Source organism: Cupriavidus necator, assembly GCF_016127575.1.
In the GTDB taxonomy this organism is placed as follows: domain Bacteria; phylum Pseudomonadota; class Gammaproteobacteria; order Burkholderiales; family Burkholderiaceae; genus Cupriavidus; species Cupriavidus necator_D.
Genome location: NZ_CP066018.1, coordinates 1,250,380 through 1,274,083 on the forward strand (window position 1 = coordinate 1,250,380; position 23,704 = coordinate 1,274,083).

A 23,704-nucleotide genomic window follows, 5' to 3' on the forward strand; every position below is an offset into this window, starting at 1 on the left:
GTCAGCGGTGCACGCTGGCCCGCATATGCGTCATCGCGGTATCGCGGTTGCGCCCGGCCAGCGCGTCGGTCATGACCGACTCCAGGCTGACCGGATGCAGGTTCAGTTCGGGTGCGACCGGGTGCTCCAGCACATTGTCGAGCTGCATCGAGTCGAGGTTGTCGCGCGACAGCATCGGTTCGCCCGGCATATGCTCCATGATGGTGGCCTGCACCCGTGCCAGCGCATCGGGCAGCGCGATCACCGGGCGCGGATGCCCGGAAGCGCGGCCGGCAAAGCGCACCAGCTCTTCCAGTGTATAGACCCGCGGGCCGCCCAACTCATAGCCGTGGCCGATGGTTGCCGGGTTCACCATGGCATTCAGGTAGGCCTGCACCACATCCTGCACGAATACCGGCTGGAAGCGCGCATGCGCGCACGCCAGCGGCACCACCGGGGCCATCTGCTGCATGTGGGCGAACAGGTTCAGGAAATGGTCGTCGGGGCCGAACACCACCGAGGGCCGGAAGATGGTCCAGTCCAGCCCGCTGGCACGCACCACGCGCTCGCCGTCGCCCTTGCTGCGCAGGTACATCGACGGCCCATTGCTGTCCGCGCCCAGCGCGCTCATATGCAACAGCCGGCGCACGCCGGTGGACAGGCATGACGCCGCGATCTGCCGCACCATCTCCACATGCGCGCTGGCAAAGGCTTCGCCGTAGGGGTCGGCGCGCTCGCCGTGCAGCACACCCACCAGGTTGACGACGATGCCATCCACGCCCAGCGAGCCGATGGCGTCGTCCAGCGCGGCATTGTCGGCCAGGCCCAGCTCCACCACTTCCACGCGCGGCAGCAGCAGCAGGTGCTGCGCGTGCTCGATATTGCGCGTGCCGACCACGATGCGGTCGGGGGCGATGGGGGAATCGGGGTTGGCGCCAGGCTCAAGCGGCGCGCCCGAGGCCGAGGCAGCCCCGGCCAGGCGCGAGACGAGGTGGCTGCCGATAAAGCCGGCGCCACCGATAACGAGGACGTTGCTGGTCTGCATGATGCCTCCGTGCCAAGAAAACTGCACGCCGCGGCACCCTGAGCCAGCCCGGGCCCGCCGGATCGTCCCGGCAGGGCCCGTCCTGCCCGCCCCCGCAGGGGCAATTTCAGGGCAGGCTGGTGGTAGTCACCGCCGACGGCGCGACCATGCCCAGGCGCGATTTCAGCGACTGCGGACGGCCACTCATCAATGCAGCATAGTACGTGGCGTTGGAAAGCACATTCTTCACATAGCCGCGCGTTTCATTGAACGGAATGGTCTCTGCAAAGATCGCGCCTTCCACCGGCCGCACCAGTGTGCTGCGCCAGGCCTTGGGCCGGCCCGGGCCGGCGTTGTACGCAGCCGAAGCCAGCGTCCACGAGCTGTCCAGGTCGGTCAGCACCATGTTCAGGTAATTGGTGCCAAGCAGGATGTTGATATTGGGATCGCCCATCATCGACGGCGAAAAGTCGTTCATGCCGATCTTGCGCGCGACGTACTTGGCCGTGGCCGGCATCACCTGCATCAGGCCATGTGCGCCCGCCGACGAGCGCGCATTCATGATGAAGCGCGATTCCTGGCGGATCAGGCCGTAAACCCACGCCATGTCAAGGCCGACATCGTCGGTGGCGCGCTGCATGATGTCGCGGTACGGCATCAGGAAACGCAGCGTGAAATCATGTTCGTTGCGGGTGCGGTCGGCGGAGTTGACGGTGCGGTCCAGCAGCTCCAGGCGGCGCGCATACTCGGCCGCGGCCAGCAGCTCCCGGTCGCTCATATTGCGCAGTTCCCAGTTCCACTCGCGGTTGCCTTCGAAGCGCAGGTTCATGTTGTAGAACTTCTGCGCCCGCTGAAAACCGGGGCGCGAACGCATGGCCATGGCCTCGGCGTCGCTGACGGTGGTGCGCGCCGGCAGCGTGATGCGGTTGCCCAGCTCTTCGCTGGCCAGCTGCCCGTAGAAGTTGAACTGGCCGGCGATCTGCTGGAAGTTCTGCTGGGCCTCGGTGTCGCGGCCGTCGGCCTTGAGCGCGCGGCCATACCAGTAGATCCAGGCCGGGTCCTTGGCGCGCAGTTCGGGGCGCATCAGCTCCACCGCCTGGCGCACCTGCTTCCAGTCGCCCTGGCGCAGCGCGGCGCGCACGCGCCATTCCTGGGTGTCGTCGGAGAGCCACTGGTTGCCGCCCAGGTCCATCTGGCGGCGGTAGTAGCCGGCCGCGTCGGGCAACAGCTTCCTGGCCGCGAACTGGCCGATCACGCCCCAGGCCGCGCCCTGCTCGTCGCGCGACAGCGCGCCCTGGGCCGTGCCGAGGTAGGCGGCAGCCTGCGACGGGTCGCTGCGCGCCATCTTGACGATGGTGGCGAGCGTATCGCCATCCGCGCGCGCGTCGGGCACCAGCGCGGCGATCTTGCCGGCCAGCGTGACATAGTTCTGCTCCAGCGCCAGCCGCGCCTGGTAGGCGACATCGCTGCGCTGGATCTGCTGGCTTTGCGCCAGGTAGCCGATCAGGTCGACACAGCCTTCGCCGTAGTACCTGGGGTCGCTCAGCACATTGCGCGCATCGGCGGCCACGTTCTGGCCCTTGAGCGCGCGCGACAGCAGCGCATAGCACTCGACCTGGGTATCGTCCTTGAGCGCGAACTGCGGATATTCGACATCGAAATTGGCCCAGTCGCGCTTCTTGCCCAGCACCAGCAGCCAGTCATTGCGCATGCGGTCGGCAATGGCGTCGCCCTTGTAGCGCTGCAGGAACACGCGCACCTGGTCGTCGGGCGCATCGATGCGCGCCAGGCCGCTGGCGTCGAACAATTGCGGCTTGATGCGGAAGTACTCGACATAGGACGGGACCGGGTAGTCCACCAGCGTGGCCGAGATCGCGTAGGCACGCTCCACGTCGTTCTTGCGCGCGGCTTCGCGCAGCGCGGTGAAGGCCTCGTCGGGATCGCTCGGGATCACCGCCGCCTGCGGGCGCGACACCGCCTGCGGGCGCTTCTGCGCATGGACGGGCGTGACAAGCAGTGCACATGCGAGCGCGATCCAGGCGGCCCGGCCGGCACGCTGCAGATATACTCCCTTCAGCATTCTTTGCTTCCTTGTCGATGACGGCGGCGCCGGCGCCTGCAATCTTGTGCCCAGCCGCGGTTCCGCCGTTCGTGTTGGTTCGGACGAGGGGCATTATCCCACGCCATGTCATCCACTCCTGCCACGACCGCACCCACCCCCGCCGCCGAAGACCGTCGCGCACTGCGCACGCAGTTGCTGGCGCAGCGCGCCGCCCTGCCCGCACGCGCCGAAGCCGACGCGCGCATCGCCGCCGCGCTGTCTGGATTGCTGGCCGGCCTGGCCGTGCGCTGCCTCGGTTTCTACTGGCCGATCCAGCAGGAGTTCGACGCACGCGACGCGGTCGGCATCTGGCTCGCCGCCATGCCTGGCCGCAGCGCCGCGCTGCCGTCGGTCAGCCGCCCGGGCGCGCCGCTGGATTTCCACCTGTGGACACCGGACACGCCCATGGCCACCGGCCACTACGGCATCCCGGTGCCGGACGGCACTGAGGCCGCGACGCCCGACGCGCTGCTCATTCCCTGTGTCGGGTTCAGCCCGGACAAGTTCCGCCTGGGCTACGGCGGCGGCTTCTACGACCGCACGCTGGCGGCCATGGCGCAGCGGCCGGTGGCGATCGGCATTGGCTACGAAAACTGCCGGGCACCGTTGCAGGCGCAGCCGCATGACATCGCCATGGACTGGATCGTCACGGAATCCGGCGCGTTCTAACCTTGCTTGGCCTCGTCGCGCCGCACCAGCTCGTCCACCAGCGCACGCATGCAGCGCCAGTGCGAGCCCTCCCAGAACACGCGCCGGCACTGGTCGCAGGTGACAAAGCTGCGATGGCGCTCCAGCACCCCTTGCGGCACGCGCCCGGCCGCACCCGCCGCATCCAGCGAGCGCAGCGGCGCATTGCAGTCCAGGCATAGCGAAAACGGCCGTGCGCTGCGCGCCAGGTCCAGCCGCGCAAAGATCTCCCGCACCTGCAGTTGCGACTTGATCGCGCGCACATAGCAGCCGTGGGTGATGCCGCGGCGCTTGAGCAGCTCGCGGTCGCGCGTCAGCACGACGCGGCCCTGGTCGACGGCGATGCGCTCGATCTCGCTGTCTTCGAAATGGTTGTCGTAGAGGGTGTCGAAGCCGGTCATGCGCAGCAGGTGCGCCAGGCCGCCCAGGTGCGCGTCGGCGACAAAGCGCATCACCCGCAGCGGCTGCTCGCGTACCCGCAGCAGCGGGGACACGTCGAGCCGTTCGAACTTGGGATAGACCGAGACCCGGTCGCCATCGCACAGCTGCCGCTCGAACCCGGACGATTCGCCATTGACCAGGATCAGCTCGACTTCGGTATGCGGCACGCCAAGCGCCTCGATCATGTGCTTGACCGTGGCGGCGCGCGCGCAGGCGCAGGACAAGTCACGCCGGCGCTGGTCCGGCGCGAGGAAGTCGTTCAGTTCCTCGTAGAAGCGGAAGGTGGCGGTGACCATGGTGCCGAGTATGGCACCGATCGCAGGCATCGTGGGAGCACCACAAGCGCCCGCAGCAGGCTCCCCTCGCCCGCTTGCGGGAGAGGGGAGCAAACACTCAGCCCGCATTCCCCAGCCGCAGCGCCGCCTCCACCGCCAGCTTCGCCCATGGCGTCATCGCGCCGGGCGATTCCAGCGCCGCCGGCGGCAGGCTCAGGTAGTGGCGCATGGTGACCTCACGCTTTGCCGACTGGTAGCGGAAGGGTTCGCTGCCCTCGGCCTCGAACTTGCCGCGCGTGGCGTCATCCGCCTTCAGGTAGCAGGTGCCTCGCGACACCAGCGCAAACATCAGCCCGTCATAGAACAGACCATGGCCGCCAAACATGCGCTTGGCCGTAATGGGACCGATGCGCGCCGCCAGCGGCCCCATCAGCTCGAGCAGATGTTCGATGAAGGGATCGGGGCGGCGCGTGGCCATGGCGGGCTTTACAGCTTCAGGCGCTGCCAGATCGCCTTGGTGGCGCCGGCGGCATTGAGCGTGTAGAAGTGCAGGCCCGGCACGCCCGCTGCGAGCAGGCGCTCGCACAGCGCGGTGACCACGTCCAGGCCGAAGGCGCGGATCGATTCGCGGTCGTCGCCAAAGCTCTCCAGCCGCTTGGCCACCCAGCGCGGCACTTCGGCGCCGCACGACTCGGAGAAGCGCATCAGCTGCGTGTAGTTGGTGATCGGCATGATGCCCGGCACGATCGGCACCTCGAGGCCCGTCGCGCGCACGTCATCGACAAAGCGGAAGTAGGCGTCAGCGTTGTAGAAATACTGCGTGATCGCCGAGTTGGCGCCGGCCTTGACCTTGCGCACGAAGTTCTCGAGATCGTGGCGCGGAGACTTGGCCTGCGGGTGGTACTCCGGGTAGGCCGCGACTTCGATGTTGAACCAGTCGCCGGTCTCGGCACGGATAAACTCGACCAGTTCGTTGGCGTAGCGGAACTCGCCGATCTCGCCCATGCCCGAGGGCATGTCGCCGCGCAGCGCGACGATATGGCGGATGCCGCCGTCGCGGTACTGCTGCAGGATAGCGCGGATGCTCTCGCGCGACGAGCCCACGCACGACAGGTGCGGCGCGGCCTCGATGCCTTCGCGCTGGATTTCCAGCACCGCGTCCAGCGTGCCCTGCTGCGTGGTGCCGCCGGCGCCGAACGTCACCGAGATGTACTTGGGCTTGAGCGGGGCCAGCTGCGCACGCGTGTTGCGCAGTTTCTCCGTGCCCTCCGCCGTCTTGGGCGGGAAGAATTCAAAGCTGAAGTAGCGGTCTTGCATGATGGTGGCGCACCGCGTTGGCGCGGCGCGCGGTATGGGATTCGTGTCAGTGCAGGCCGCGTCAGGCGGTGCGTTCGCCCAGCAGCAGGCTGGCCAGCAGCCACGAGATCACGCTGTACAGGATGGAGCCCAGCAGGGCCGCCCAGAAACCGCCGACGGTAAAGCCCGACAGCAGGTTGCCGACAAACAGGAACAGCAGCGCGTTGATGACGAAGATAAACAGCCCCAGCGTCAGCAGCGTGACCGGCAGCGTCAGGATCACCAGGATCGGACGGATCAGCGTATTGACCAGGCCCAGCACCAGCGCCGCCAGCATCGCCGAGCCAAAGCTCTGGATGTGGATCGACGAGATGATGTATGGCAGCACGAACAGCGCAACAGCGTTGATGATCCAGACGACCAGTAATCTCATGACGGCTCCTTGAATGTGGTTTCTCCCCCTCTCCCGCAAGCGGGAGGGGGAGCCCTGCCTTCCTGTGCGGATCAGTAGCGGTAGTGGTCGGCCTTGTACGGGCCTTCCTTCTTCACGCCGATGTACGCGGCCTGCTGTTCGGTCAGCTCGGTCAGCTGCGCGTTCAGCTTGCGCAGCTGCAGGCGCGCCACCTTCTCGTCCAGGTGCTTGGGCAGCGTGTAGACGCCGACCGGGTACTTGCCGCTGTCGCGTTCCTGCCAGAGTTCGATCTGGGCGATGGTCTGGTTGGCGAACGAGCTGCTCATCACGTACGACGGGTGGCCGGTGGCGCAGCCCAGGTTCACCAGGCGGCCCTTGGCCAGGATGATCAGCTTCTTGCCGTCCGGGAACTTGACGTGATCGACCTGCGGCTTGATCTCATCCCATTCGTACTTCTCGATCGAGGCGATGTCGATCTCGTTGTCGAAGTGGCCGATATTGCAGACGATGGCCTGGTCCTTCATCTTCGCCATGTGGTCATGGGTGATGACATGGTAGTTGCCGGTGCAGGTGACGAAGATATCGCCATGCTCGGCGGCGTAGTCCATGGTCACCACGCGGTAGCCTTCCATCGCGGCCTGCAGCGCGCAGATCGGGTCGATCTCGGTCACCCACACCTGGGCCGACAGCGCGCGCAGCGCCTGTGCGCTGCCCTTGCCCACGTCGCCGTAGCCGGCCACGATGGCAACCTTGCCGGCGATCATCACGTCGGTGGCGCGCTTGATGCCGTCCACCAGCGACTCGCGGCAGCCGTACAGGTTGTCGAACTTGCTCTTGGTCACCGAGTCGTTGACGTTGATGGCCGGGAAGCGCAGTTCGCCCTTCTGGGCCATCTGGTACAGGCGGTGCACGCCGGTGGTGGTTTCCTCGGTCACGCCGCGGATGGCTGCCAGGTTGCGGCTGTACCAGCTCGGGTCCTTGGCCAGCTTTTCCTTGATCGCGGCGAACAGGTAGGTTTCTTCCTCGCTGGTGGCCTTGGCGATCACGGACTGGTCCTTCTCGGCGCGCGCGCCCAGGTGCAGCAGCAGCGTGGCGTCGCCGCCGTCATCCAGGATCATGTTGGGGGTGCCGCCGTCCGCCCAGTCGAAGATGCGGTGGGTGAAGTCCCAGTATTCCTTCAGCGATTCGCCCTTGAACGCGAACACGGGCGTGCCGCCTGCGGCGATCGCGGCAGCGGCGTGGTCCTGCGTCGAGAAGATGTTGCACGAGGCCCAGCGCACGTCGGCGCCCAGTGCCTTGAGCGTCTCGATCAGCACGGCGGTCTGGATCGTCATGTGCAGCGAGCCGGCAATGCGCGCGCCCTTGAGCGGCTGCGCCGCTGCGAATTCGTCGCGGATCGCCATCAGGCCGGGCATCTCGGTCTCGGCAATGGCGATTTCCTTGCGGCCCCAGCCGGCCAGGTTGATGTCGGCGACGAGGTAGTCTTGCTTCAGGTCGGTCACAGCGTTCATGTTTCACTCCCGGTGAAGAGTGGCACGCAGGTGACGAGTACGGGGAATCTGGCAGCCGTGGCATGGCGCAAGGGCACATGCGAAGCACGCGGATAGGTCGACTCGCCTCCGTGCGGACCACGGATCAGCGAGCGCCGTTGAAGACAGTCCGAGCCTGGCGGATGGCATGGGGCGGCTGTGCCGCCGGCCGCGCGATGTGCTTCGCAGGCCTCCATCCGTTGCAACGCTCCTCGGAGTGGCGGTATTGTAGCGTGCCCGGGCGCCTTGCGCACCGGCTCCCTCCGATTCCTGCACAGATGATCCCAACGCCACCCCGTACCCTGACCATCGCCGGTTCCGACTCCGGCGGCGGCGCCGGCATCCAGGCCGACCTGAAGACCTTTTCCGCGCTGGGTTGCTTCGGCATGAGCGCCATCACCGCGATCACCGCGCAGAACACGCTGGGCGTGACCGGCGTGCACGCCATTCCCGCCGACATGGTGGCCGCGCAGATCGATGCCGTGGCCAGCGATATCGGCATGGACGCGGCCAAGACCGGCATGCTGGGCACCGCCGCCATCGTCGAGGCCGTGGCCGCGGCGGCTGACCGGCACGGCATCAGCAAGCTGGTGGTGGACCCGGTGATGATCTCGACCTCGGGCGCGACGCTGTCCGATGACGCCACCACGCAGGCGATGGTGCGGCTGCTGTTCCCGCGCGCGCTGCTGGTCACGCCCAACCTGCCCGAGGCTTCCTACCTGCTGGGCCGCAGGATCACGCGCCGTGCGGAGATGGAACAGGCCGCCGCCGACCTGATCGCGATGGGCTGCCCCGCGGTGCTGCTCAAGGGCGGCCACCTGGAAGACGGTGCCGCCGCCGGCGGCCTGGATGACCTGCTGATGCTGGCCGACGGCAGCGTGCGCGTGTTCACGCATCCGCGTGTCGATACCCGCAACCTGCACGGCACCGGCTGCACGCTGGCCGCCGCGATTGCCGCGCAGCTTGCGCGCGGCGATGCGCTGGAGCCGGCGGTGGGCACGGCGCTGGACTACGTGGCGCAGGCCATCGCGGCGGGCGCGGGGCTGCGGCTGGGTGCCGGCAACGGCCCGCTGAACCATTTGTTCGCGCCGCGCGCGCTGGGTTGACGGACATGCCGATGCTGGCCGATATCGACCTGCGCAGCGACCCGGCTGCCGCGTTCTACCTCAAGCATGAAGTTGTCGACGTGGTGTTCGCCACCGAACCCGGCGAGCTGATCAGCCGCGAGGGACCCAACCGCTACCAACCTGGCGATGCGCTGATCACCAGCCGCGGCGGCGACCGCTGGTGCGTCTCGCGCGACCGCTTCGACCCCAAATACGAGGCCGTGCCGCCGCTGGCGCACGGCCAGGACGGCGCCTACCGCAACAAGCCGATCCCGGTACTGGCGCGCGAAATGCACGAGGCCTTCAGCATCGCGCGCAGCGCCGGCGGCGACGTGCTGCACGGCAAGCCGGGCGACTGGCTGATGCAATACGCGCCCGGCGACTATGGCATCACCGAGCGCGCGCGTTTCGAACAGGTGTACCGGCCGCTGCAGGACTGAGCGACCAGACCGATGCCGGGGTCAGTTGCCGCCGGCGGACAGCGGCACCAGCTTGAACGCGGCCCGCGCCACGCACACCACGGTGCCGGCAGCATCCTTGACCTCGCCCTCGCAGAATGCAATGCGCGCGCCGCGGCGCAGGCAGCGCGCCTCCAGCGTCAGCTCGCCGCGCGCTGCCGCCAGGAAATGCGTGGACATGTCGATCGTGATCACGCCGGTTTCCAGCGGCGCATGCGAGCGCGCGGCGCCGCTCAGGGTGAAGTCCAGCGTCGCCATCAGCGTGCCGCCATGCACATCGCCGCGGCTGTTGACCAGCGACGGGTGCGCCGGCAGCCGCGTGCGGCAATAGCCCTCCTCGATAAGCTCCGGCTGCAGGCCGAAATAGCGCATCAGCGGCACGTCGATGCCGAAGTAGGGCTTCTCGGGCGTGCCGGGGGCGACGGGGGTGATTTCGGGGGCGGTCTGGCTGGACATGATGGGGGATGCTGGGTGGTTGGCGGGGAATGCTGCCCAACATCATAACGGCGGGGTCCCGTTCGGTTCCCGCGGCTGGGCGAATGTCGCACAAATCCTGGCACCGCGCGCGCCCTTCAGAGCACCTGCCGCATCGCCACCCGCTGCCGCAGCCCCGCAGCACGCTGCGCCGCCAATGCATCGGCCAGCAGCGGACACAGCTCGTCGTCACGCAACTGGCGAAACCCGAGCGATGCATAGAACGGCGCATTCCAGGGCAGGTGGGCAAACGTGGTCAGGTTGAGCGAGTGCGATCCCCCCGCCCGCGCCCAGCCCTGCACCGCCCCTACCAGCGCCCGCCCAATGCCGCGGCGCCCGTGGTCGGGGTGCACATCCATTTCATCGAGGTAGGCGCACTCGCCGTTGCGGCTGGCCAGCGCAAAGCCGGCCAGTTCCCCATCGCGCTCGGCTACCCACAGGCGCGCTTCGCGCTGCGCGGCGGCCAGCACCGGCTCGGGCGTGCTGACCAGGCGCAGCAGTGCCGGCAGGTCCGTATCAGGGAAGAGCGCCGCGGCGGCCAGTTCGATATCGGCCAGGCGCGGCACCTCGTCCGCCGCTGCCAGGCGGATGTGCGCAGCAGCAGCCATGGCTGGCTCCGCGCTCAGGCAGCCGGGAACAGGCTGATCAGTTGGGCCACCGCGGCCGGCACGTCGTCAGCCTCGGTCACCGCGCGCACCACGGCGGCACTGCCGACGCCCACCGCCAGCACCTCGCGCATATTGGCCGCGTTGACGCCGCCGATGCCCACCAGCGACGGGATCACCGGCTGCATCAGCTTCACGTAGGCGCGGAAGCGGCCCATGCCCTGCGGCTGGGTCGGCATCACCTTGGTGGTGGTCGGGAAGATCGCGCCCAGCGCCAGGTAGCTGGGGCGGATCGCGGCCACGCGCAGCATCTCGGCATAGCCATGGGTGGAGACACCCAGGCGCAGGCCCGAAGCGCGGATCGCATCGAGGTCGGCATCGTCCAGGTCTTCCTGGCCAAGGTGGATGCCGTAGATGCCGCTCTGATCGCCGCCGTTGGCGGCGCGGTAGTCGATCGCGGCCTGCCAGTGGTCGTTGACGAACAGGCGCGAAGACGAGCCCTGCGTGGCCTTCGCCGCGCGTGCGATCTCGGCGCGCACCGCGGCCGGGTCTTCGGACTTGAAGCGCAGCTGCACCGTCGGTACGTTCAGTGGCGCCAGGCGCTCGATCCATTCGGCGCTTGGCACCACCACGTACAGGCCCAGCGCGGGGCACGGCGCGAACGGCGCCGCGGCCTGCTCGGGTGCCACCAGGGCGGCGTGCCGTACATGCGGGAAGCGGGCAAAGTCAGACGGCCAGTCGGCCGAGCCCGGCTCCCAGGCGCGCGCCAGGCACAGCGCGTCGTGCGCGGGGAAATGCAGCGCCAGGCTGGCCAGCAGCACCGCGACGAAGGCGGGCGAATGCGGCTGGTCGGTGTCGGCGGCGACGGAGAAGACCCACGTGCCCATCGGCGAGCGCACGGTGTCGATCCACTGGCCGCCCTCGCGATCGCTCTCGATCAGCGTGGCGCCCGCGGCGGCGACGCGCGCGATCGTGCCTGCGTCGGCTTCGCCGTCGAACAGCAGCACGTCGTGGGCGCCGGGTTGCGCGGGCGCGTCGGCCAGGCGCCAGGCCTGCCACGGCTTGTCATCGACGCCGAAGGTCTCGCCATAGTGTTCCAGCACCGCCTGGCGCAGCGGGCCGTCGCTGGCGGCATGCACGGCGCGGCGGGTCATGCGCGCTGCTCCGTGCTGTCGGCGTGCCAGAACGGCATGCCGACCACCGGGGTGCTGGCCTGCGCCACCTCGCGCTCGGGCATCGGCCCGGCCAGGTAGGCGGTGCGGCCGGCCTCAACGGCCTGCGCAAAGGCGCGCGCCATATTGACCGGGTAGGCGGCCTGCGCCACCGCGGTATTGAGCAGCACGCCGTCGTAGCCCCACTCCAGCACCTGCGCCGCATGCGACGGCAGGCCCAGGCCGGCATCGACGATCAGCGGCGTGTCGGGCAGGCGCTCGCGCAGCACGCGCATCGCGTGCGGGTTGACCGCGCCGCGGCCGGTGCCGATCGGCGCGGCCCATGGCATCAGCGCCTGGCAGCCCACGTCGAGCAGGCGGCGGCACAGCACCAGGTCCTCGGTGCAGTACGGCAGCACCTTGAAGCCTTCCTTGATCAGGGTCTCGGCCACGGCCGGCAGGTTCAGCGTATCGGGTTGCAGCGTGTAGTCGTCGCCGATCAGCTCCAGCTTGATCCACGGTGTTTCGAAGACCTCGCGCGCCATCATCGCAGTGGTGATCACTTCCTGCGCGGTGAAGCAGCCGGCGGTATTGGGCAGCACCGGCACGTCCAGCGCCTTGAGCATCTGCCAGAAGGCCTGGCCGCCCTCGCCGGCGCCGACCGCGCCCTGGCGGCGCAGCGCAACGGTGATCATGGCGGGCCTGGAGGCCTGCACGGCCGCCTCCAGCGTGGCCGGCGACGGGTAGCGCGCGGTGCCCAGCAGCAGGCGCGAGCCGAACGACTCGCCATACAGCACGAACGGGTCGCGCAAGGTTTCGGAAGGTTCGAATGTCATGGGTCAGCCTCCCGTCACGGGTTGCACGAGGTCGATGCGGTCGCCGGCCGCAAGAATGGTGTTGGCGTGGGCGCCGCGCGGCACGAACTGGCCGTTGACCGCCGCGGCAAAGGGGGGCGCGATCTGCGCCGCGCTCACCGCGTCCGCCAGCGTGGCGGAATCGGCAAGGGCGAGCGGTCGGCCGTTGAGCAGGATTTCCATGTCAGTCATGCGTTAGTGCAGCAGCCCGCCGGGTGCGGCCATGGTAGCGGCAGCGGGCGCTTCGGTCACGGCTTCGATCATGCCAGGCCAGCGCAGCGCGGCCGGCACGGCATGGGCCGCGGGATCGCCCTTGAGCAGCGCGCCAACCACCGCGCACGCGGCCTCGGTCACCGCCGGCGCAATCAGAAAGCCATGCCGGTACAAGCCGTTGACGCGCACCACGCGCGCGCGCTGGTCCACGCGGATCGCCGGCAGGTGGTCGGGCCGCGTCGGGCGCCGCTGCACGTTCAGTTCCAGCACGCGGGCCTCGCCGAAGGCGGGATGCAGTGAATGCGCCGCCGACAGCAGCTCCAGCGCGGAACGCACGCTCATGGGCGAATCATCCTCGCTTTCCAGCTCGGTGGCACCGATCACGTACAGGTCGTTGGGCTTGGGCGCGATATAGATCGGGTAGCGCGGATGCAGCAGCCGCACCGGCCGATGCAGCCTGACGTCGGGCGCATGCACGCGCACCACTTCGCCGCGCAGGCCGCGCAGGCCCGGCTTGTCGCCGCCCGGCTGTGCGGGCCAGGCCGAGCGCGCGCCCAGGCCGCGGCAATCCAGCACCACGTCGGCACGGATGCCGAGCTTGGGCAGCGATTCGGCATCGACCTCGCCAGCCTCCCAGACGCAATGCACGCCTTCGCTGACCGCGCACGACAACAGCGCGCGCAGCGCGCCACGGTTGTCGAGCTGGCCTTCGCCGGCCAGCAGCAGGCCCTGCGGGAAGCGGCCCGCCAGCGCGGGCTCGACTTCGCCCACGCCCTTGCCGTCCAGCGCGCGCAGCCGCTGCGACACCAGTTCGGGCGGCGCCACCGCGCGCACGCGGCTGGTGAACAGCGACATCTCGGCACGGTCGCGCGCATGCCAGACCACCAGCGTGCCGTCCTCCTGGAAGAAGACCGGCTCAGGCAATTCGGCCAGCCACGCGCGCCACAGGTCGACACTGGCGATGCCCAGGTCGACGATGCGGCGCTCGGCGATGGCCGATTCCGCCAGCGGCGCCAGCATGGCCGCAGCCACATAGGCGGCCGAGCCCGCGCCGTCCGGACCGGCCCGCTCCACCAGCGCCACGCGGGCGCCGCTGCGTACCAGTTGCCAGGCGGCCAGGCGCCCGGCAAGACCGGCCCCGAGAATGGCGACGTCAAACGACTGCACTGCTGTCATGAGGGGTGTTGTGCCGGACGGCGCGTGCGGCCGCGCCGGCCTCCTTGTTGTCGGTGCCGCCGCGCGAGGCGCTGCGCGGCGGCGAAACACGAGCGGGCATGGATGCGAAGCCATGCCCGTACTGCCAGTCACTGCATCACGAGTAGATCTTGCTGCCCTTCTTCAGGAACTCGATCGACTTCTCTTCCATGCCCTGCTGCGCTTCCTTGGGCAGCGACGCCGCGTAGTCGCGCACTTCCTGCGTGATCTTCATCGAGCAGAACTTCGGCCCGCACATCGAGCAGAAGTGGGCGATCTTGGCGCCCTCGGCCGGCAGCGTGGCGTCGTGGTACGAACGCGCGCGTTCCGGGTCGAGGCCCAGGTTGAACTGGTCTTCCCAGCGGAACTCGAAGCGTGCCTTGGACAGCGCGTTGTCGCGCAGCTGCGCGCCGGGCCAGCCCTTGGCAAGGTCGGCAGCGTGGGCCGCGATCTTGTAGGTGATGATGCCTTCGCGCACGTCTTCCTTGTCCGGCAGGCCAAGGTGCTCCTTGGGCGTGACGTAACACAGCATGGCGGTGCCCATCCAGCCGATATTGGCCGCGCCGATGCCGCTGGTGATGTGGTCGTAGCCGGGGGCGATGTCCGTCACCAGCGGTCCAAGGGTGTAGAACGGCGCCTCGTAGCAATGCTTGAGCTCTTCGTCCATATTGGCCTGGATGCGCTGCAGCGGCACGTGGCCCGGGCCTTCGATCATCACCTGCACGTCGTGCTTCCATGCCTTGGCGGTCAGTTCGCCCAGCGTGCGCAGTTCGCCGAACTGGGCGTCGTCGTTCGAGTCGGCGATGCAACCCGGACGCAGGCCGTCGCCGAGGCTGAACGACACGTCATAGGCCTTCATGATTTCGCAGATCTCGTCGAAGTGCGTGTACAGGAAGTTTTCCTTGTGGTGTGCCAGGCACCACTTGGCCATGATCGAACCACCGCGCGAAACGATGCCCGTGACGCGGTCGGCGGTCAGCGGCACATAGCGCAGCAGCACGCCTGCGTGAATGGTGAAGTAGTCCACGCCCTGCTCGGCCTGCTCGATCAGCGTGTCGCGGAACATCTCCCAGGTCAGGTCCTCGGCGATGCCGCCGGTCTTGTCCAGCGCCTGGTAGATCGGCACCGTGCCGATCGGGACCGGCGAGTTGCGCAGGATCCATTCGCGGGTTTCGTGGATGTGCTTGCCGGTGGACAGGTCCATGATGGTGTCGGCGCCCCAGCGGATCGACCACACCATCTTTTCCACTTCCTCGGCCAGCGACGAGGTCACCGCCGAGTTGCCCAGGTTGCCGTTGATCTTGACGCGGAAATTGCGCCCGATCGCCATCGGCTCCAGTTCGGTGTGGTTGATGTTGGCGGGAATGATGGCGCGGCCCGAGGCGATTTCCTGGCGCACGAATTCCGGCGTGATGTCTTCCGGACGCAGCGGCAGGCCGGCGCCCAGCGCATTGCCGGGATGCTGGCGCAGCAGCGCCTTGTAGTCGGGCTTGTCGTACAGCGCCTGCAGGTTCAGCGATTCGCGCAGCGCCACATACTCCATTTCAGGCGTGATGATGCCCTTGCGCGCATAGTGCATCTGCGACACGTTGGCACCGGCCTTGGCACGGCGCGGATTGGTCAGCTGGGCAAAGCGCAGGTGTGCGGTGGCGGGGTCGTTGGCACGGTCGCGTCCGTATTCCGACGACAGGCCCGGCAGCACTTCGGTGTCGCCACGCTCTTCGATCCACTTGGCGCGCACGGCGGGCAGGCCGGCCTTCAGGTCGATATGCACGTCCGGATCGCTGTACGGGCCCGAGGTGTCGTACACCGGGATCGGCGGATTCTGCATCTCGCCCTTGTCGGTGCGCGTCGACGTTTGCAGGATGGTGCGCAGCGGTACGCGGATATCGGGGCGGCTGCCCGTCAGGTAGGTCTTGCTGGAAGCCGGGTAGGCGAATTTCTGGTCGAGGTCGCTTTCGAGCGATTCGAAGGATGCAGCGGGGGCAGTACGGGCCATGGGTGTCGTCCTCTCTCTTGCGGGGTGGACGAAACCAGGAGCCTTGTGAGCGCTGCCCGGGGCCTGAGGCCTGAGGCGGCGAGTCCCGGAGGGACTGGAGACTTGGTCTTGTGAAACTTCCCACGCCGGTACTAGCCGGATCGGGTTCGAAGGGACTCTCTCAGCCGCACGGCCCATCCGTACGGCACCCCTGTTTCATCCAACGGGGTGAATTTAAGCACAAGGTGCCGGTGGGCGCCAGTGCCAGTTCCCTGCCGTTTGTGGTGCCACACCTGTTCGAAAAGGTATCGAATCGCGCATGCTGCAGCGCAATAATCACTCACAAGGGGACAACCGCGCACTCAAACGCCGGCGACGTGCTCTACCATGCAGTAAGACGCGTCCATCTTCCGATCCCGCCATGACCGAAGCTGCCACCCACCGCGTGTTCAACCAGGTGCCCGATCTCGCGCACTACAACCTGTTCGCCACCGATCCGGCGCTGCGCGGCGCGCTGGAACGGCTGGGAGGCGGCTGGCACGCCGGCACGCTGGGCCAGTTCGGCGCGCGCCTGGGCGAGCCGGAAGTCCAGCAATGGGCAGCCGATGCCAACCGCCACACGCCCGAGCTGCACACACACAGCCGCACCGGCGAGCGCATCGACGCCGTGGATTTCCACCCGAGCTGGCACGCGCTGCTGGCCCTGTTGCGCAGCCAGCAGCTGCAGGCCCTGCCCTTCGCGCAGCCGCGCGCGGGCGCATGGGTGGCGCGCACCGCCGGCTACTTCCTGCAGGCGCAGGTGGAATCCGGCTCGCTGTGCCCGCCGACCATGACCTTCGCCAGCATCCCGGTGCTGCGCAAGGAAACCGCATTGTTTGCCGAGCTTGAGCCGCGGTTGTATGCGACCGAACACGATGCGCGCGACCTGCCGTGGCGCAGCAAGAGCGCGATCATGATCGGCATGGGCATGACCGAGAAACAGGGCGGCTCGGACGTGCGCGCCAACACCACCGTGGCGCGCGCGGTGCGCGGCGAGGGCCGCGGCGCGGAATACGCGCTGACCGGGCACAAGTGGTTCTTCTCCGCGCCGATGTGCGATGCGCACCTGGTGGTCGCGCGCATGGGCGCCGAAGACGGCCCGCTGTCGTGCTTCTTCGTGCCGCGCTTCCGCGACGACGGCAGCAAGAACGCGGTGCTGATCCAGCGGCTCAAGGACAAGCTAGGCAACCGCTCCAATTCCAGCAGCGAGGTGGAGTTCCGCGACGCCACCGGCATCCTGATCGGCGAGGAAGGCCGCGGCATCCCGACCATCATCGAGATGGCCACCAGCACGCGGCTGGACTGCGTGATCGGCAGTGCCGCGATCCTGCGCGCCGCCTTTGTGCAGGCGCTGCACCATGCGCGCCACCGCAGCGCCTTCGGGCGCCTGCTGGCCGACCAGCCGCTGATGCGCAATGTGCTGGCCGACCTGGCGCTGGAATCCGAAGCGGCCACGCTGCTGATGATGGAACTGGGCCACGCCTTCGAGCACGCTGACGATGATCCGCTCGCGGCGTCGTGGAAGCGCGTGGTCACCCCCGCGGCCAAATTCTGGGTCTGCAAGCGCACGCTGGAAGCCACCGGCGAAGCCATGGAAGTCTGGGGCGGCAACGGCTACGTGGAAGAAGGCCCGATGGCGCGGCTGTACCGCGAGGCGCCGGTCAACTCGATCTGGGAAGGCTCGGGCAACATCATGTGCCTGGACGTGCTGCGCGCGATCCAGCGCAATCCCGACGATGCCGCGCGCTTGCTGCAAGACCTGTCGCGCCGCGCCGGCGGCCATCCGGCGGTGCGCGCGGAACTGGCATCGCTGCAGGCGCTGCTGCGCCAGCCGCCGGAATTGCTGGAAGCCAGCGCCCGACGCTTTGCGCAGGGGTTGGTGCTGACCGCACAGGCCGCGCTGATGCTGGCGCATGCCGATACCGAGAATGCCGAGCTGTTCGTCGCCAGCCGGCTGGGACGGCAGCACGGGCGCGTGTTCGGCACCCTGGATGCGGATGCCGACGTGCTCAAGCGGGTGTTCTCGCGCGGCTTCGAAGGCTAGCGATTCAAGCCTCCATCGATTCCAGCACCCGCAGCATCACGCGCGGCGCATAGCGGATCAGGTCATGCGCGCGCTCGCCGATCATGATCGCGGGCGCATTGATGTTGCCGCCGACCAGGGTCGGCATCACCGATGCATCGACCACGCGCAAACCCTCGACGCCGCGCACGCGCAGTTGCGGGTCCACCACCGCCATCGCATCCATGCCCATGCGGCAGGTGCCCACCGGGTGGTAGATGGTGTCGGCATGCTCGCGGATCATCTCGCGCACGGCAGCGTCGTCGCTGCCATCGGCACGCAGGCCGGCGGAATAGAGTTCGCGCCCGCCGAAGCCGGCCAGTTGCGGCTGCGCAAAGATGCTGCGCACGATGCGAACGCCGGCGACCATGTCGTCCAGGTCGCGCGCATCGCTCAGGTATTGCGGGTCGATCAGCGGCGCGCGCCGGATATCGTGCGAGGCCAGCCGCACCTCGCCGCGGCTGCGCGGGCGCAGCACGCAGACATGGCAGGAATAGCCATGGCCGAAGTTCAGCCGGCGCATGTGGTCATCGGCCATGCCGACCACGAAATGCAGCTGCAGGTCGGGCTCGGGCAGGTCCGGGCGGCTGCGCAGGAAGCCGCCTGCCTCGGCGAAGTTGCTTGACATCATGCCGGTGCGTTCGCGCCGGTAGCGCAGCATTTCAGGCACCAGCCGCGCCAGGCCGCCGAACGACACGCCGAACAATTCAGGCACGGCCACGCGCTTGTGCAGCACGATGTCCAGGTGGTCCTGCAGGTTGGCGCCCACGCCGGGCAGGTCATGCACGACGGCGATGCCATGTTCGCGCAAGTGCGCGGCGGGGCCGACGCCCGACACCATCAGCAGCTGCGGCGAGCCGAACGTGCCCGCGCACACGATCACGTCGCGGCGCGCGCGCAGCAGTTGCCGGTGGCCCTCGCGCACCACCTGCACCCCGGCCGCATGGCGGCCTTCGAAGACTATGCGCAGCGCCTGCGTATCGGTCAGCACCCGCAGGTGCGCGCGGCCGCCATTGCAGGCCCGGTCGCGCTTGTTGCCACCGTGCAGGTAGGCACGCGCCGCGTTCCAGCGCTCGCCCGCGTGCTGCGTGACCTGGTACCAGCCCACGCCCTCCTGTTCTTCGCCGTTGAAATCGTCGTTGCGCGGGAAGCCCGCCTGCTGCGCGGCCTCGATGAAGCGTTCGGCAAAGGGGTTGGGGGTGCGCAGGTCGCTCACGTGCAACGGCCCGTTGCCGCCGTGCAGCGGGTCGTCGTCGCTGCCGGCCAGGCGTTCATTGCACTCGGCGCGGCGGAAGTACGGCAGCACGTCGTCCCACGACCAGCCGTCGCAGCCGGCGGCGGCCCACGCGTCATAATCGGCGGCGCGGCCGCGCGTGTAGATCATGGCGTTGATCGAGGAACTGCCGCCCAGCCCGCGCCCGCGCGGCTGGTAGCCGCGGCGGCCGTTCAGGCCTGGCTGCGGCACGGTTTCATAGCCGTAGTTGCGTGCCCCCGCGCGCGGCAGCAGCGCGGCAAGCGCCGCGGGTGTGCGTACCAGCACATGGTGATCGTGGTGCCCGGCCTCGACCAGGGCAATGGTGTCGTCGCCGCTGTCGGCAAGCCGCCCCGCCAGCGCACAGCCCGCCGAGCCCGCGCCGACGATGACGTAGTCAAAGGTGGTTTCCATCTGTCTCCCCGCGAGTCCGCAGGCGGCGCGCGTGCGTGAGCCGGGCCGCGCCGGTGCATGCGCGCCCTGTCCGTCCAGCGGATGGCAAGCTGTGAGATTCAGTGTAGGCGCTAGCCCGGACGGTGGAGAAGCCCGGTGGCGCGGGCCGCCGGCGCTGCGCAGACGGGCGTTTGAATTGCCCTTCTGGTAGGAAACTTCCATTGCCATGGCTGGCACGCTACCTTATCGTGCGCGGGAACACGCGGACCGCTGCAGCGCCACTCGCCGCGATCCACATCCACTTTCCCCGCACGTCCCTTGCCCAGGAGCGCAGCAATGCGAGAAGTCCCCGACCTGTCGTCCGTCTTTGGCGCCATGCACGCCGCGTCGCGGCGCGACCAGCTGCCCGCCTGGGCCGTGCGTGCCGACCGCCTGCAGCGCCTGCGCCGGCTGGTGACAGAGAACGAGGCTGCCATTGCCGCCGCCATTCACGCGGACTTCACCAACCGGCCGCGGCAGGAAACCGCGCTGCTGGAGGTATTCCCGAGCCTCGGCGGCATCGACGACGCGCTGCGCCACGGCAAGCGCTGGATGCGCGTGCGCCGCGCCGCCACCGGCTTCTGGTTCCGCCCGGGCCGCTCGCGGCTGGTGCCGCAGCCGCTGGGAGTGGTGGGCATCGTGGTGCCCTGGAACTATCCGCTGTACCTGACGGTAGGGCCGCTGGCCGGCGCGCTGGCGGCGGGCAACCGCGCCATGGTGAAGCTGTCGGAATACACGCCGCGCTTTGCGGCCTTGTTCGCGCAACTGGTGCCGCAGCACTTTGCGCCGGACGAGATCATGGTGGTCAATGGCGATGCCGAGGTGGCGAGCGCCTTTACCGCGCTGCCCTTCGACCACCTGCTGTTCACCGGCTCGACCGCGGTCGGCCACCATGTGATGCGCGCGGCAGCCGCCAACCTGACCCCGGTGACGCTGGAACTCGGCGGCAAATCGCCGGCGATTATCGGCGCCGGCGCTGACCTGCCGCGTGCGGTGGAACGCATCCTGGTGGGCAAGCTGATGAACGCGGGCCAGACCTGCATCGCGCCAGACTACGTGCTGGTGCCGGAAGACCTGCGCGGGCAGCTGGTGGAGCCGGCACGCCGGTGCGTTGACCGGCTCTATCCGGACCTGGCGCGCAACCGGGACTACACCAGCATCATCAGCCCGCGCCACTTCGCGCGGCTGGCGGCGCTGGTGGACGAAGCCGCGGCGCAAGGCGCGACCGTGGTGCCGCTGTCCGATGCGCAGCCGGACGCGCACGCGCGGCGCCTGCCACCGGTGCTGCTGCTGGATGTGCCCGAAGGCGTCACGGCGATGCGCGAGGAGATCTTCGGGCCGGTACTGCCCGTGGTGACGTACCGCACCCTGGACGAGGCGGTGGACTACATCAATGCGCGCCCGCGGCCGCTGGCGCTATACCTGTTCGAGCGCGACCGCGGCGCCATCGGCCATGTGATGAAGCAGACCGTTGCCGGCGGCGTCACGGTCAACGACACCCTGTTCCATATCGCCCAGGACGGCCTGCCCTTCGGCGGGGTCGGCGCCAGCGGCATGGGCGCCTATCACGGCCAGGCGGGCTTCGACACCTTCTCCAAGGTGAAGCCGGTGTTCCACCAGGCCGGCCTGAACGGCGCAGGACTGCTCAAGCCGCCTTACGGCAAGACCTTCGAAACCATGTTGCGCCTGCTTCTGCGTTGATCAGGACACCAGCATCGGCCGCCCGAGCATGCGCGACAGCACCGCCTCGGGCGAGTGGGTGTGGTCGGAAATCGCCTGCGGCGCCAGGTAGATGGTCTGCTCCATCATCGCCCGTCCGCGCATGGCCGCGTGCAGCAGCTGGTCGCTGAAGACGATCCAGGTGGAACCCGGCGGGAAGTGGAATTCCTGCTGCGGCACCTTGGCCTGGTAATCCAGGTCGGCCTTGGCCAAGTCATGCAGCTGCAGCATGCGGTGGTCATATTCCGAGCGCTTGCGCTTGGTGATATGCAGCAGCTTCATCAGCGCCGCCTGCCCCGGCCACATGCCATGGGTCTTGGGCACGAACTTCTGCGCAAAATCGCCGAACGGCTCGCCCACGCGCCACACGCGCGCCGCGGCCGGGTCGATGTTGTGGAACACGCGCAACAGGCGCTTGCCCAGCATCGGGTTGGACGGGAACGAGTCCACGTGCAGGCGGGTGTCGTCCTTGCGCCAGCTGACCGGGCGCCCGGCGATCTCGCTGGGCCGCAGCGAGGTGCCGGCGCGCGTCATGTGCGGGATGTATTCAGGGAACAGCGTGCGCACCAGCAATTCGCTGTTGTCGGCGTAGCGGCGGATCAGCGTGTACAGGTCCGCCAGGTCCTGCGGACTGCCCTGGGCGCCGCGCACCGCGGTGTCGTCGGCGCGCAGGTTGATGTTCTTGGACTTGCCGTCGGAATAGCGGCTGTCAAGGAAGCGCTCTTCGCCCGGCTGGAAGCGGAAATTCAGGTTCGGGAAGTACAGCACGGCGCCCTGCTCCAGCTCGCGGCGCAGCGTGGCGCGTTCTTCGGCCGTGACCTGCGGCGCCCAGTCGGCATATGGCTGCGGGCGGATCAGGTTGAGCTGGCCGGCGGCGGGCGGCTGGGTTGAGGTCGAGGGGGCAAGGACAGGCGCTTCGGACATGGCATCCTCTGGAAACGGTCACCAGTGTTTGGGGTCGGCCGCCGGCGTGGCGGCTGGGGATGGCGGGATTTTACTCCCTGCCGTCAGCCGTGGCGCCGGCGTCACGCGGCGACTGGACCAGGATCAAGCCCGCGTAAAAAAACCCCGCGGGCCCTTGCGGGCCGGCGGGGCTTGCCGTCAGTGCTGCTGGCGCGGGTGGCGCTTACAGGCCGGCCGCGGCGCGCAGGGCAGCCGCCTTGTCGGTGGCTTCCCAAGAGAATTCCGGCTCTTCGCGGCCGAAGTGGCCGTAGGCGGCAGTCTTCTCGTAGATCGGGCGCAGCAGGTCCAGCATCTGCACGATGCCCTTCGGGCGCAGGTCGAAGTGCTCCTGCACCAGCTCGGCGATCTTGGCGTCGGGGATCTTGCCGGTGCCTTCGGTGTAGACCGTCACGTTGATCGGGCGGGCCACGCCGATGGCGTAGCTGACCTGCACCTGGCACTGGCGCGCCAGGCCCGAAGCCACCACGTTCTTGGCAACGTAGCGCGCGGCGTAGGCGGCCGAGCGGTCGACCTTGGACGGGTCCTTGCCCGAGAACGCGCCGCCACCGTGCGGCGAGGCGCCGCCGTAGGTATCGACGATGATCTTGCGCCCGGTCAGGCCGCAGTCGCCCTGCGGGCCGCCGATGACGAAGCGCCCGGTCGGGTTCACCAGGTACTTGGTTTCCTTCAGCATCTCGGCCGGCAGCACCGGCTTGATGATTTCCTCGATCACGGCTTCGCGGATCTGGGCCTGGGTGATGTCCGGCGAATGCTGGGTCGACAGCACCACGGTATCCACGCTGTGCGGCTTGCCGTCGACATAACGCACCGTCACCTGCGACTTGGCGTCCGGGCGCAGCCAGGGCAGGCGGCCGTCGCGGCGCAGCAGCGACTGGCGCTCGACCAGGCGGTGGGCGTAGTAGATCGGGAACGGCATCAGTTCCGGGGTCTCGTCGCAGGCGTAGCCGAACATCAGGCCCTGGTCGCCGGCACCCTGGTTCAGGTAGTCGTCGGAGGCGCGGTCCACGCCTTGGGCGATGTCGGGCGATTGCTTGTCATAGGCGACCAGCACCGCGCAGCCCTTGTAGTCGATGCCGTAATCGGTGTTGTCGTAGCCGATGCGCTTGATCGTGTCGCGCGCGATCTGGATATAGTCGACGTTGGCAGTCGTGGTGATTTCCCCAGCCAGCACCACCAGACCGGTGTTGCAAAGCGTCTCGGCCGCCACACGCGCGTACTTGTCCTGGGCCAGGATGGCGTCGAGGACGGCGTCGGAAATCTGGTCGGCGACCTTATCGGGATGGCCTTCGGAGACGGATTCCGAAGTAAAAAGGAAGTCGTTTGCCACGAACTTATTCTCCAGGTTGGCTATTGCGTGCCAGCCCGATCAGTTCATGGCGGCGACGCTTTAGCGGTATTTCAAGCAGCCCGGTTAGAGCCGCATCGCCCCGCAAGTTGTCAGTTAACTCGGCGATACACGC

22 protein-coding genes and 2 riboswitches are annotated in these 23,704 nt (G+C 68.4%); of the genes, 5 read left to right on the forward strand and 17 right to left on the reverse strand.

What is annotated here, in order from left to right; genetic code table 11:
• Position 1 precedes the first annotated feature (1 nt).
• Both I6H87_RS05800 and I6H87_RS05805 read right to left on the reverse strand, forming a co-directional pair.
• Positions 2 to 1,024: a complex I NDUFA9 subunit family protein gene (locus I6H87_RS05800; protein ID WP_011614429.1), complete on the reverse strand. Its 1,023-nt coding sequence runs from the start codon at positions 1,022 to 1,024 to the stop codon at positions 2 to 4.
• A gap of 106 nt (positions 1,025 to 1,130) precedes the next feature.
• Positions 1,131 to 3,083 (reverse strand): lytic transglycosylase domain-containing protein, encoded by a 1,953-nt coding sequence (locus I6H87_RS05805; RefSeq protein ID WP_010813338.1) that lies wholly within the window; start codon positions 3,081 to 3,083, stop codon positions 1,131 to 1,133.
• 105 nt (positions 3,084 to 3,188) lie between these two features.
• On the opposite strand from I6H87_RS05805, the gene I6H87_RS05810 reads away from it, so the two are divergent.
• Entirely contained in the window at positions 3,189 to 3,773 is a 585-nt protein-coding gene (locus I6H87_RS05810) for a 5-formyltetrahydrofolate cyclo-ligase (RefSeq protein WP_011614428.1), read from the forward strand.
• On the opposite strand, the gene I6H87_RS05815 is transcribed toward I6H87_RS05810, so the two are convergent.
• The 5 genes from I6H87_RS05815 to ahcY all read right to left on the reverse strand — a co-directional run bounded on the left by I6H87_RS05815 (position 3,770) and on the right by ahcY (position 7,726).
• Positions 3,770 to 4,528 carry a Mut7-C RNAse domain-containing protein gene (locus I6H87_RS05815; protein WP_011614427.1) on the reverse strand — a complete coding sequence of 253 codons (759 nt, stop codon included), beginning with the start codon at positions 4,526 to 4,528 and terminating at the stop codon, positions 3,770 to 3,772. The genes I6H87_RS05810 and I6H87_RS05815 overlap by 4 nt on opposite strands.
• A gap of 97 nt (positions 4,529 to 4,625) precedes the next feature.
• Entirely contained in the window at positions 4,626 to 4,985 is a 360-nt protein-coding gene (locus tag I6H87_RS05820; RefSeq protein WP_011614426.1) for a TfoX/Sxy family protein, read from the reverse strand.
• An 8-nt stretch (positions 4,986 to 4,993) separates the two neighbouring features.
• A complete protein-coding gene (metF, locus tag I6H87_RS05825) occupies positions 4,994 to 5,824 on the reverse strand; it encodes a methylenetetrahydrofolate reductase [NAD(P)H] (RefSeq protein WP_011614425.1) in 831 nt (276 codons plus the stop codon).
• A 61-nt stretch (positions 5,825 to 5,885) separates the two neighbouring features.
• On the reverse strand, positions 5,886 to 6,236 hold the full coding sequence (locus tag I6H87_RS05830; protein WP_011614424.1) for a phage holin family protein: 351 nt from the start codon (positions 6,234 to 6,236) through the stop codon (positions 5,886 to 5,888).
• A 71-nt stretch (positions 6,237 to 6,307) separates the two neighbouring features.
• Positions 6,308 to 7,726, reverse strand: a complete 1,419-nt coding sequence (gene ahcY / locus I6H87_RS05835) for an adenosylhomocysteinase (protein ID WP_011614423.1) — start codon at positions 7,724 to 7,726, stop codon at positions 6,308 to 6,310.
• Between the two features lie 122 nt (positions 7,727 to 7,848).
• A riboswitch (S-adenosyl-L-homocysteine riboswitch) is annotated at positions 7,849 to 7,964 on the reverse strand.
• A 58-nt stretch (positions 7,965 to 8,022) separates the two neighbouring features.
• On the opposite strand from ahcY, the gene thiD reads away from it, so the two are divergent.
• On the forward strand, positions 8,023 to 8,850 hold the full coding sequence (thiD, locus tag I6H87_RS05840) for a bifunctional hydroxymethylpyrimidine kinase/phosphomethylpyrimidine kinase (protein WP_051398454.1): 828 nt from the start codon (positions 8,023 to 8,025) through the stop codon (positions 8,848 to 8,850).
• 5 nt (positions 8,851 to 8,855) lie between these two features.
• A complete protein-coding gene (locus I6H87_RS05845) occupies positions 8,856 to 9,290 on the forward strand; it encodes a PGDYG domain-containing protein (RefSeq protein ID WP_011614421.1) in 435 nt (144 codons plus the stop codon).
• A 21-nt stretch (positions 9,291 to 9,311) separates the two neighbouring features.
• Here I6H87_RS05845 and I6H87_RS05850 read toward each other — a convergent pair whose 3' ends face one another.
• From I6H87_RS05850 to thiC, 7 genes are all read right to left on the reverse strand, one after another.
• Positions 9,312 to 9,764 carry a PaaI family thioesterase gene (locus I6H87_RS05850; RefSeq protein WP_011614420.1) on the reverse strand — a complete coding sequence of 151 codons (453 nt, stop codon included), beginning with the start codon at positions 9,762 to 9,764 and terminating at the stop codon, positions 9,312 to 9,314.
• A gap of 116 nt (positions 9,765 to 9,880) precedes the next feature.
• Complete coding sequence (locus I6H87_RS05855) at positions 9,881 to 10,390, reverse strand: GNAT family N-acetyltransferase (RefSeq protein WP_010813328.1); 510 nt, start codon at positions 10,388 to 10,390, stop codon at positions 9,881 to 9,883.
• 14 nt (positions 10,391 to 10,404) lie between these two features.
• Positions 10,405 to 11,541: a thiamine phosphate synthase gene (locus I6H87_RS05860; RefSeq protein ID WP_011614419.1), complete on the reverse strand. Its 1,137-nt coding sequence runs from the start codon at positions 11,539 to 11,541 to the stop codon at positions 10,405 to 10,407.
• A complete protein-coding gene (locus tag I6H87_RS05865) occupies positions 11,538 to 12,374 on the reverse strand; it encodes a thiazole synthase (RefSeq protein WP_010813326.1) in 837 nt (278 codons plus the stop codon). Before I6H87_RS05865 ends, I6H87_RS05860 begins: the two co-directional genes overlap by 4 nt.
• Before the next feature lie 3 nt (positions 12,375 to 12,377).
• The gene (gene thiS, locus I6H87_RS05870) at positions 12,378 to 12,575 is read right to left on the reverse strand and encodes a sulfur carrier protein ThiS (RefSeq protein ID WP_011614418.1); all 198 of its coding nucleotides are present in this window, start codon (positions 12,573 to 12,575) and stop codon (positions 12,378 to 12,380) included.
• A gap of 12 nt (positions 12,576 to 12,587) precedes the next feature.
• Positions 12,588 to 13,781, reverse strand: a complete 1,194-nt coding sequence (locus tag I6H87_RS05875; RefSeq protein ID WP_011614417.1) for an FAD-dependent oxidoreductase — start codon at positions 13,779 to 13,781, stop codon at positions 12,588 to 12,590.
• Positions 13,782 to 13,917: 136 nt separating this feature from the next.
• Positions 13,918 to 15,798, reverse strand: a complete 1,881-nt coding sequence (gene thiC, locus I6H87_RS05880; RefSeq protein WP_010813323.1) for a phosphomethylpyrimidine synthase ThiC — start codon at positions 15,796 to 15,798, stop codon at positions 13,918 to 13,920.
• 100 nt (positions 15,799 to 15,898) lie between these two features.
• A riboswitch (TPP riboswitch) is annotated at positions 15,899 to 16,000 on the reverse strand.
• A 198-nt stretch (positions 16,001 to 16,198) separates the two neighbouring features.
• Here thiC and I6H87_RS05885 point away from each other — a divergent pair.
• Positions 16,199 to 17,860, forward strand: a complete 1,662-nt coding sequence (locus I6H87_RS05885) for an acyl-CoA dehydrogenase family protein (RefSeq protein ID WP_010813322.1) — start codon at positions 16,199 to 16,201, stop codon at positions 17,858 to 17,860.
• Between the two features lie 4 nt (positions 17,861 to 17,864).
• On the opposite strand, the gene I6H87_RS05890 is transcribed toward I6H87_RS05885, so the two are convergent.
• Complete coding sequence (locus I6H87_RS05890) at positions 17,865 to 19,544, reverse strand: GMC family oxidoreductase (RefSeq protein WP_058698556.1); 1,680 nt, start codon at positions 19,542 to 19,544, stop codon at positions 17,865 to 17,867.
• 315 nt (positions 19,545 to 19,859) lie between these two features.
• Here I6H87_RS05890 and I6H87_RS05895 point away from each other — a divergent pair, with 315 nt between their 5' ends.
• The gene (locus I6H87_RS05895; protein WP_011614414.1) at positions 19,860 to 21,263 is read left to right on the forward strand and encodes a coniferyl aldehyde dehydrogenase; all 1,404 of its coding nucleotides are present in this window, start codon (positions 19,860 to 19,862) and stop codon (positions 21,261 to 21,263) included.
• Here the strand turns inward: I6H87_RS05895 and I6H87_RS05900 are convergent, their stop codons facing one another.
• Both I6H87_RS05900 and metK read right to left on the reverse strand, forming a co-directional pair.
• Positions 21,264 to 22,205, reverse strand: coding sequence for a Kdo hydroxylase KdoO (locus tag I6H87_RS05900; protein ID WP_011614413.1), 942 nt, complete (start codon positions 22,203 to 22,205; stop codon positions 21,264 to 21,266).
• 202 nt (positions 22,206 to 22,407) lie between these two features.
• Positions 22,408 to 23,571 carry a methionine adenosyltransferase gene (metK, locus tag I6H87_RS05905; RefSeq protein ID WP_010813318.1) on the reverse strand — a complete coding sequence of 388 codons (1,164 nt, stop codon included), beginning with the start codon at positions 23,569 to 23,571 and terminating at the stop codon, positions 22,408 to 22,410.
• Positions 23,572 to 23,704 lie beyond the last annotated feature (133 nt).

Excerpts from the sequence above, each read along its gene's own strand:
- I6H87_RS05800 (WP_011614429.1), bottom strand. The coding sequence starts at position 1,024 with ATGCAGACCAGCAACGTCCTCGTTATCGGTGGCGCCGGCTTTATCGGC.
- I6H87_RS05805 (WP_010813338.1), bottom strand. The coding sequence starts at position 3,083 with ATGCTGAAGGGAGTATATCTGCAGCGTGCCGGCCGGGCCGCCTGGATC.
- I6H87_RS05810 (WP_011614428.1), top strand. The coding sequence starts at position 3,189 with ATGTCATCCACTCCTGCCACGACCGCACCCACCCCCGCCGCCGAAGAC.
- I6H87_RS05815 (WP_011614427.1), bottom strand. The coding sequence starts at position 4,528 with ATGGTCACCGCCACCTTCCGCTTCTACGAGGAACTGAACGACTTCCTC.
- I6H87_RS05820 (WP_011614426.1), bottom strand. The coding sequence starts at position 4,985 with ATGGCCACGCGCCGCCCCGATCCCTTCATCGAACATCTGCTCGAGCTG.
- metF (WP_011614425.1), bottom strand. The coding sequence starts at position 5,824 with ATGCAAGACCGCTACTTCAGCTTTGAATTCTTCCCGCCCAAGACGGCG.
- I6H87_RS05830 (WP_011614424.1), bottom strand. The coding sequence starts at position 6,236 with ATGAGATTACTGGTCGTCTGGATCATCAACGCTGTTGCGCTGTTCGTG.
- ahcY (WP_011614423.1), bottom strand. The coding sequence starts at position 7,726 with ATGAACGCTGTGACCGACCTGAAGCAAGACTACCTCGTCGCCGACATC.
- thiD (WP_051398454.1), top strand. The coding sequence starts at position 8,023 with ATGATCCCAACGCCACCCCGTACCCTGACCATCGCCGGTTCCGACTCC.
- I6H87_RS05845 (WP_011614421.1), top strand. The coding sequence starts at position 8,856 with ATGCCGATGCTGGCCGATATCGACCTGCGCAGCGACCCGGCTGCCGCG.
- I6H87_RS05850 (WP_011614420.1), bottom strand. The coding sequence starts at position 9,764 with ATGTCCAGCCAGACCGCCCCCGAAATCACCCCCGTCGCCCCCGGCACG.
- I6H87_RS05855 (WP_010813328.1), bottom strand. The coding sequence starts at position 10,390 with ATGGCTGCTGCTGCGCACATCCGCCTGGCAGCGGCGGACGAGGTGCCG.
- I6H87_RS05860 (WP_011614419.1), bottom strand. The coding sequence starts at position 11,541 with ATGACCCGCCGCGCCGTGCATGCCGCCAGCGACGGCCCGCTGCGCCAG.
- I6H87_RS05865 (WP_010813326.1), bottom strand. The coding sequence starts at position 12,374 with ATGACATTCGAACCTTCCGAAACCTTGCGCGACCCGTTCGTGCTGTAT.
- thiS (WP_011614418.1), bottom strand. The coding sequence starts at position 12,575 with ATGGAAATCCTGCTCAACGGCCGACCGCTCGCCCTTGCCGATTCCGCC.
- I6H87_RS05875 (WP_011614417.1), bottom strand. The coding sequence starts at position 13,781 with ATGACAGCAGTGCAGTCGTTTGACGTCGCCATTCTCGGGGCCGGTCTT.
- thiC (WP_010813323.1), bottom strand. The coding sequence starts at position 15,798 with ATGGCCCGTACTGCCCCCGCTGCATCCTTCGAATCGCTCGAAAGCGAC.
- I6H87_RS05885 (WP_010813322.1), top strand. The coding sequence starts at position 16,199 with ATGACCGAAGCTGCCACCCACCGCGTGTTCAACCAGGTGCCCGATCTC.
- I6H87_RS05890 (WP_058698556.1), bottom strand. The coding sequence starts at position 19,544 with ATGGAAACCACCTTTGACTACGTCATCGTCGGCGCGGGCTCGGCGGGC.
- I6H87_RS05895 (WP_011614414.1), top strand. The coding sequence starts at position 19,860 with ATGCGAGAAGTCCCCGACCTGTCGTCCGTCTTTGGCGCCATGCACGCC.
- I6H87_RS05900 (WP_011614413.1), bottom strand. The coding sequence starts at position 22,205 with ATGTCCGAAGCGCCTGTCCTTGCCCCCTCGACCTCAACCCAGCCGCCC.